Annotated in this window: 7 protein-coding genes; 3 read left to right on the top strand and 4 right to left on the bottom strand. The window is 68.4% G+C overall.

All coding sequences use genetic code 11. The annotated features are described in order from the left end of the window. Together FVW27_RS04490 and FVW27_RS04485 are read left to right on the top strand one after the other, a co-directional pair. A partial coding sequence (locus FVW27_RS04490; RefSeq protein ID WP_167123104.1) for a DMT family transporter occupies positions 1–834 on the top strand: 834 nt, incomplete at its 5' end. Between the two features lie 42 nt (positions 835–876). Then, positions 877–1,062 carry a hypothetical protein gene (locus tag FVW27_RS04485; RefSeq protein WP_167123102.1) on the top strand — a complete coding sequence of 62 codons (186 nt, stop codon included), beginning with the start codon at positions 877–879 and terminating at the stop codon, positions 1,060–1,062. A gap of 300 nt (positions 1,063–1,362) precedes the next feature. Here FVW27_RS04485 and FVW27_RS04480 read toward each other — a convergent pair whose 3' ends face one another. From FVW27_RS04480 to mqnE, 4 genes are all read right to left on the bottom strand, one after another. After that, positions 1,363–2,280 (bottom strand): DUF429 domain-containing protein, encoded by a 918-nt coding sequence (locus FVW27_RS04480; protein WP_243838209.1) that lies wholly within the window; start codon positions 2,278–2,280, stop codon positions 1,363–1,365. Between the two features lie 303 nt (positions 2,281–2,583). Continuing rightward, the gene (locus tag FVW27_RS04475; protein ID WP_167123100.1) at positions 2,584–3,441 is read right to left on the bottom strand and encodes a menaquinone biosynthetic enzyme MqnA/MqnD family protein; all 858 of its coding nucleotides are present in this window, start codon (positions 3,439–3,441) and stop codon (positions 2,584–2,586) included. A 273-nt stretch (positions 3,442–3,714) separates the two neighbouring features. Further along, on the bottom strand, positions 3,715–4,842 hold the full coding sequence (gene mqnC / locus FVW27_RS04470; RefSeq protein ID WP_167123106.1) for a cyclic dehypoxanthinyl futalosine synthase: 1,128 nt from the start codon (positions 4,840–4,842) through the stop codon (positions 3,715–3,717). A gap of 32 nt (positions 4,843–4,874) precedes the next feature. Further along, positions 4,875–6,038, bottom strand: coding sequence for an aminofutalosine synthase MqnE (mqnE, locus tag FVW27_RS04465; protein ID WP_167123098.1), 1,164 nt, complete (start codon positions 6,036–6,038; stop codon positions 4,875–4,877). 385 nt (positions 6,039–6,423) lie between these two features. Between mqnE and FVW27_RS04460 the strand changes: the two genes are divergently transcribed. Continuing rightward, positions 6,424–6,740: MqnA/MqnD/SBP family protein (locus tag FVW27_RS04460; RefSeq protein ID WP_341806081.1), on the top strand; the 317-nt coding region annotated here is incomplete at its 3' end.

The following is a 6,740-nucleotide window of genomic DNA, read 5'->3' as shown; positions in this document are numbered from 1 at the left end:
CGGGTGAGGCGCGAGCGGCTGCGCGCGCGGCCCGGCGTGTGGGCGGTGATGGTGGGCGCCGCCGTGCTGTTCGCGCTGGATCTGGAGTGCTGGCACCGGGGCATCCTGCTCATCGGGCCGGGGCTGGCCACCATCATCGGAAATTTCCAGGTATTCTTCATCGCCATTGCCGGTGCGCTGCTGCTGGGCGAAAAGCTGTCCGGGCGGCACATGGCGGCCATTCCGCTGGCCCTGGCCGGGCTGTGGCTGCTGCTGGGCGTCAGCCCGGCGGAACTGCTGCCCACCTCGACGGCTGCCGGGCTGGTGGTGGGCGATTCGCTGGCCGGGGTGGGCTACGGCTTTGCCACGGCACTGTTCTACACCGGATTCATCCTGCTGCTGCGCCAGTCGCGCGGCATGGCGGGCATGCTTTCGCCAGTGGCCAACATGGCCGTCATTTCGCTGGCCTGCGCGGCGGTAAGCGGCGCGGGCATTCTGGCGCGGGGCGACAGCTTTGCCATAGCCGATGCGGCCAGCGGCGGCTACCTGATGGCCTATGGCGTACTGTGCCAGGGCGTGGGCTGGGTGCTGCTGTCCACCGGGCTGCCGCGCCTGCCCGCCTCGCTGGCTGGACTGGTGATGCTGGTGCAGCCCGCGCTGTCGTTCGTGTGGGACATCCTGCTGTTCAAGCGGCCCACCGACGCCTGGGGCATGGCCGGGGCGGGGATTGCCCTGTTCGCCATCTGGCTGGGCCTGTCCGGTGCGTCGGGTGCTTCTGGTGGTGCGGGCGCGCGGGTATGCCGTCCGGACGATCTGGAAGGTGGGTCTGACGCGGCACCGCATGAGGACAAATGACAATCAGGGCGCGCGGCGCCGCAACCGGACGGGGGAACGACGATGAAGATACTGGGCCTGATATTCGTGGCCGCCGTGGCCGCGGTGCTTGGCTGGCTGCTGCTGCGCGGCTTGCTGGCCGCCGCCGGGTGCGTGCTGCGCCTGTTTCTGGGGGTGCTGCTGCTGGCCCTGCTGGGGGCCACATGGTCCATGCTGTCCTTCCTGTTCACCGGCGGAGCGGGCTGGTAAAGGGCGCGGGTTGCCGCCAGTGAGACGGCGGCAGGCGGCTGTCGGTGAGACGGTTCGGATTGCGGCATGCGAGATGAGCGGCTGACGCCGCCAGCGAAGACAGCCCAGACATTGCGCAGGTACGGCGCGTGACGGATGACCGTTGCGCGTCGTTTTCTTTTGGGGCGGGTGGAGGCGCGGCAAGATGAAAATGGAGCCGGGTGCCGGGTGCGTGCAGCGTGCCGGGCCGGATGGGGCCAGATAGGACCGGATAGGACCGGATAGGACCGGGTAGCGGGGTTCGCCGGGGGCCTGGGGCGGCTATTCTTCCGGCGGCAGTCCGGCGATCCAGCCTTCCACGTCCAGTTGCGCGGCGGTGATGCCGTGGGGAGGAGCGGCAGGTGACGGCAGACCGTAGCCGGGGCGCAGGGCGGAAGCTGCGGCCAGCACGGCGCAGAGCAGGGCATCCAGCAGGTCCGCTTCCGGGTCGTCCAGCATGCGGGTGGCATGGTCCGCGTTCCAGCGGATGGTCAGGCGGGGCAGGAGGTCGGGTAGAGGGCCGGGCCGGGGTGCTGACAGGCCGGTGGAGAGGGTCGGGGCGGCAACTGCGCCATGTGGCGAAGCGGCAGGATGCCCGGCCAGCCCCGCCAAGCTCCTGAGCAGGGCCGTGCGCGCCTCTCGTCGGGCAGCCCGGTCCGTGGCTCCGCCGCCCTTGTAGGGGGCGCGGCCAATCAACTGCCGGGCCAGCCAGCCGGGGTAGGTTTCCAGTGCCACGTAGGTGTTTCTCGGCTTGTCGGACAAAGGGCGCAGGAGGGGCACGTGCACCTCGTGTGCGGCAAGGCGGGGAGCCACGGCGTGGAACATCAGGGCCACGGGCGGGCGCACCGTGTTCATGGGGCTGGCGGCCCCGGCGCGGCGGCAGCAGGCGCGGTACAGATATTTCTGCCCGGCGGGCCGGGCGGCGGACACTGCGCGCAACAGATCGCGGAACATGGCGCGGTCCATGGCGCCGCACAGGGTGGCATGCCCGGCCCAATGGCGCGGCCAGTCCAGTTGTTCCACCAGGTCCAGCGGTTGGGCCAGCGCGGCGTCGATGCCCAGCACCCAGCCTGTGCCAGACGGAACATCGCCTCCCGCAAAGCCGGCATCCAACAGCCCGCCGAACAACCGGTCCAGGTCGTCCAGCGTGTGCAGTTCGCGCAGTTCGTGCAGGGTGAGCACGGGCGCTGCGCCCGGCATGTCCGGCATCCCGTTATCCGGCGCGTTCCCGTCCCCCGGCGCAAGGGTGCACACCGCCAGGGTCAGCGGTTTGCGTGGACCGGGCGTGGCCGTGACGTCCAGACCCAGTATCCGCACGGGCAGCGTGCGGGCCGGGTGCGGCGCGACGGGCGCATCTTGGCTGACGGGCGCGACGGGCGCACCTTGGCTGACTGGCGCTCCGGGAGCGCCTTGGATGGCTGGCGGTGCGGATTTTTCGGGGGTGTGCATGGCTGGTCGCAAACGCAAAACGGCCCCGCGTCTGGTTCGCGGGGCCGCCTTGCGCTACATGCTGAAGAATTCCAGTTCCGGCGCGGCAGGTATCTCGCCCGCCTCGGCCAACCGGTGGTAGAACAGGCGCAGGCCTTCCATTTCCGGAAAGCCCATGTGGAAGACCAAGCCCTGATAGTATTGGCGCAGTTCCTCGCGGGTCAGGGGGCAGCCCTGCAAGGTCAGGTCGAGGATCACGTCCATGTGCCGTTCGCCCCAGTTGCGGGCGCGCTGCAAGAGTTCACTCGGATCACTGACAAAACAGCCGGAGGCCGCCGCCGCCCGGCTGACCACCCACACCCCGAACACGAAGGGCAGGCCGGTCCATTGCCGCCACGCCTCGCCCAGGTCCAGCCGGTACGGAAACTCCGGGTGGTTGCGCAGGCGCAGGGCCTCGTCGCCGATGGCCAGGAACGCCTCCGGCGGGTTGCCCGACGCGATGCGCCCGGTGGCCGAACCCACCTCGTACCGCACCGGAAACCTGTAGTAGTCGCGGAACAGCAGGCGCAGCAGCGCGGCAGAGGTGTGCGTCTCCGCGCTGACCAGCACCGGCTGGTCGGCCAGGTCTTCCACCGGGCGGCGCGACAGCAGCAGCACGCTCTGCACCGGGCCCCGGCTGCCGATGGCAAGGTCCGGCACCAGCAGGTAGTTCTGCGGCCTGTGCGCGTACTCCACCGAAGAATTGGCCGACACGTGCAGGTCGCCGCGCGCCATCATGTTGTTCAGCACCGCAGGCGGCCCGGCCACCAACTCGTACTCGTGCGGGATGATGCCCGACTCCAGCGGGTGGTAGATGGGCAGCACGTTCAGGTACCCGATGCGGCCCAGGCGCAGCGGGCGCGCGCATGACGACGGCGTGGTGGTGTTACTCATGGTGTATATTGCGTTTGTATCCCCTGTCGGTTCGGTTTTTTATGCCTCCGGCGGGCAGGGGGCTTTGCCCCCTGCACCCCCGAGTAAAGGGAACAAGGGACGTTGGACGTGTAACGGGAGATGCCAGCTGTCAGCCCACCCCTATGAAAAAATTTGGGGGGGAGGGGTCCGGGGAGGGAGACCTTTTTACGCGTTGCGGTCGCCATCCGTAAGGTTCACGCTTCGCGCTCACCCAACGGCTGCCGCAAAAGGTCCCCTCCCCGGTTGTTGCCTTTACAACTCCTGTATCTCCCCTTCCACCACGGGTTGGGGCGACACGGGGGTGTAGTTCATGGTGCGTTGCACGGGGGTGAACCCGGCGGCGCGGATGCAGTTGTGGATTTCGCGGCGCGAAAGGCTGAAGCTGACGCCTGCGGCGGCCACCACGTTTTCCTCGATCATCAGCGAGCCGAAGTCGTTGGCGCCGAAGTACAGGGCCAGCTGGGCCACCTGCGGCCCCATGGTCACCCACGAGGCCTGCACGTTGTCCACGTTGTCCAGCACCAGCCGCGACAGGGCCAGCAGGCGCAGGTAGGCGGGCGCGGGTTCCGGGTCGCGGTGGATGTTGGTATGCGCGGGCTGGAAGGTCCAGGGGATGAACGCGGTGAACCCGCCCGTGCGGTCCTGCACCTCGCGCACGGCGAACAGGTGGTCCAGGCGGTGGCGGGGCTCTTCCTCGTGGCCGAACATCATGGTGGCGGTGGTGCGCAGGCCCTGGGCGTGGGCTTCTTCCATGACGCCCAGCCAGCGGGCGGCGGAACACTTGTTGGGCGAAACCTGGGTGCGCACCTCGTCCACCAGGATTTCCGCGCCGCCGCCGGGGATGGAATGCAGCCCGGCGGCGCGCAGCCGGGCAATGACCTCGGCCACGGTGATCTTTTCGAGTTCCGCGAAAAAGACGATCTCGGGTGGCGAAAAGGCGTGGATGTGGATGGTGGGGTAGGTGTCGCGGATCCAGCCGATTATGCCTTCGTAGAACGACAGGGGCAGGTCGGGGTGGTGGCCGCCTTGCAGCAGTATCTGGGTGCCGCCGAGGACCAGCGTTTCCTCTATCTTCCTGCCCAGTTCCTCTCGGGTCAGCACGTAGCCCTCGGGGTGGCCGGGGGCGCGGAAAAAGGCGCAGAAGCGGCAGGCGCACACGCAGATGTTGGAATAGTTGATGTTGCGGTCGGCCACGTAGGTGACCACGGGCTGTGGATGCTTGCGCAGGCGCACGGCATGGGCCAGATGCCCCAGGGTGTGCAGCCCGGCATGGTCGTACAGCAGGTCGGCGTCGGCGCGGGTAAGGCGCGTACCTTCCAGCACCTTTGCGGCCACGGCGCGCACGTCGGCGGATTCGCCCAGGGACGAGCCGCCCGGCATGATGGGGGCATTGGTGGTGTTGGCGGCGGAGCTCATGCCCGGACCTCCGTCGTTGCGGCGTGCCCGGCGTCGTTCCGGATGGCGTCCGGGTCGGCCACGGGGTTGAAATGCGAATCGCGGCGCACCGGGGTGAAGCCGGAGCGGCGGATCATCAGTTCCAGTTCGGGCACGGTGAGCGACTGGGCGGAATCGGCTCCGGCGTCGTGGCCGATGCGTTCCTCGACGATGGTGCCGTCCAGGTCGTCGGCCCCGAAGTACAGGGCGGTCTGGGCCATCTTGACGCCCATCATCACCCAGTAGGCCTTCACGTGGGGAATGTTGTCCAGCATCAGGCGGCTGACGGCCACGGTGCGCAGCCGGTCGAGGCCCACGTGCTCGCCCACCCGCTCGGGCGGCAGCTTGAGCAGGCTGTTTTCCGTCAGGAAGGGCAGGGGGATGAAGCAGGTGAACCCGCCGGACTTGTCCTGCTGCTCGCGCAGGCGGCACAGGTGGTCCACGCGATGCTCGAAGGTCTCGATGTGCCCGTACAGCATGGAACAGTTGGTGCGGATGCCGAGGGAGTGCGCCTCGCCCGCCACGCGCAGCCATTCGTCCGCCGTGGCCTTGCGCGGGCAGATTCTGGTGCGCACTTCCGGTGCAAAGATTTCGGCCCCGCCGCCGGGCATCATGGCCAGGCCCGCGTCCTGCAGGCGGCGCAGCACATCCAGCGTGCTGATGCCTTCCATGGCGGCGAAGTGGGCGATTTCCACCCCGGTGAACGCCTTGACGATGCTCTGGGGGCGGGCCTTGCGAATCCGTCTGATGACGTCCTCGAACCAGGCAAGGCCAAGGTCCGGGTGGCAGCCGCCCACTATGTGCACCTCGGAGAACGGGGTGCCCCGGTCATCCAGCACGCGGTGCAGGATGTCGTCGGGCGTCAGGGCAAAGGAACCGGCCTGCCCGCGTTCGCGCTGAAAGGCGCAGAACAGGCAGCCGTTGACGCAGATGTTGGTGTAATTGACGTGCCGGTTGAGCACGTAATAGGTTCTGTCGCCGTGCAGGCGGGTGCGCGCGTGGTGGGCCAGGGCCCCCACGGCGGTGATGTCCGGGCAGTGGAACAGCGCCAGACCTTCTTCTGGCGAAAGGCGCGCGCCTTCCATCACCTTTTCGAAGGCGGTCCCAAGGCCCAGGCGGGCGTAATGGGCAGCGTCGAGCATGTGTCCTCCGGTGTGGCGGGACTGAAATGTCTTGCGAATGGTGCGGGACTGCGTTTTCGGGCCGGATCGTGTCCGAGAGGGCCTGTTCTGGCCTGAGCTGACCTGATCTGGCCTGTTCTGGTCTGATCTCTGGCCCGATCTGAGCGGGCAGAACCCGATGGGGGCTTGCGTCCCGCTGACGGAAGGCGGAGTATCGACCCGCCGTGGCCCCGTGTCAACACCGTGGGCACACCGGGGCGACAGCGCGCCGCGTCGGTCTTGAGTCATTTTCGCCCGTGCGCCCGGCCATTTCATTTCACCCGTCATTGCAGCACACCCGGCCCATCGGCATTCCCCATCATTCCCACCCGCCCGGCCATCCGGGCGGCCCAGCAAGGCCGCTTCCATGTCTTCGCAAACCCCGCACACTCCGGCAGATACCCAGTCCACGCCGCCCACCCCATCGCGCGTCCTGTCGCTGGGCATTTCCCCCTGCCCCAACGACACCTACATCTTCCATGCCTTGGCCAAGGGATGCATTCCGCTGCCCTGCGGGTTCGACCTGTTCATGGCCGACGTGGAGGTGCTGAATGGCCGCGCCCGCGCGGGCACGCTGGACGTGACCAAGCTGTCGCTGGCGGCCATGGCCCACGTGCTGGACGACTACGTGCTGCTCAATGCCGGGGCGGCGCTGGGGCGCGGCTGCGGGCCGCTGCTGGTGGC

Source organism: Nitratidesulfovibrio liaohensis, from assembly GCF_011682075.1.
Classification (GTDB): domain Bacteria; phylum Desulfobacterota; class Desulfovibrionia; order Desulfovibrionales; family Desulfovibrionaceae; genus Cupidesulfovibrio; species Cupidesulfovibrio liaohensis.
Note: the sequence above shows the minus strand (reverse complement) of the source record. Positions and strands in the feature narration are given on the sequence as shown.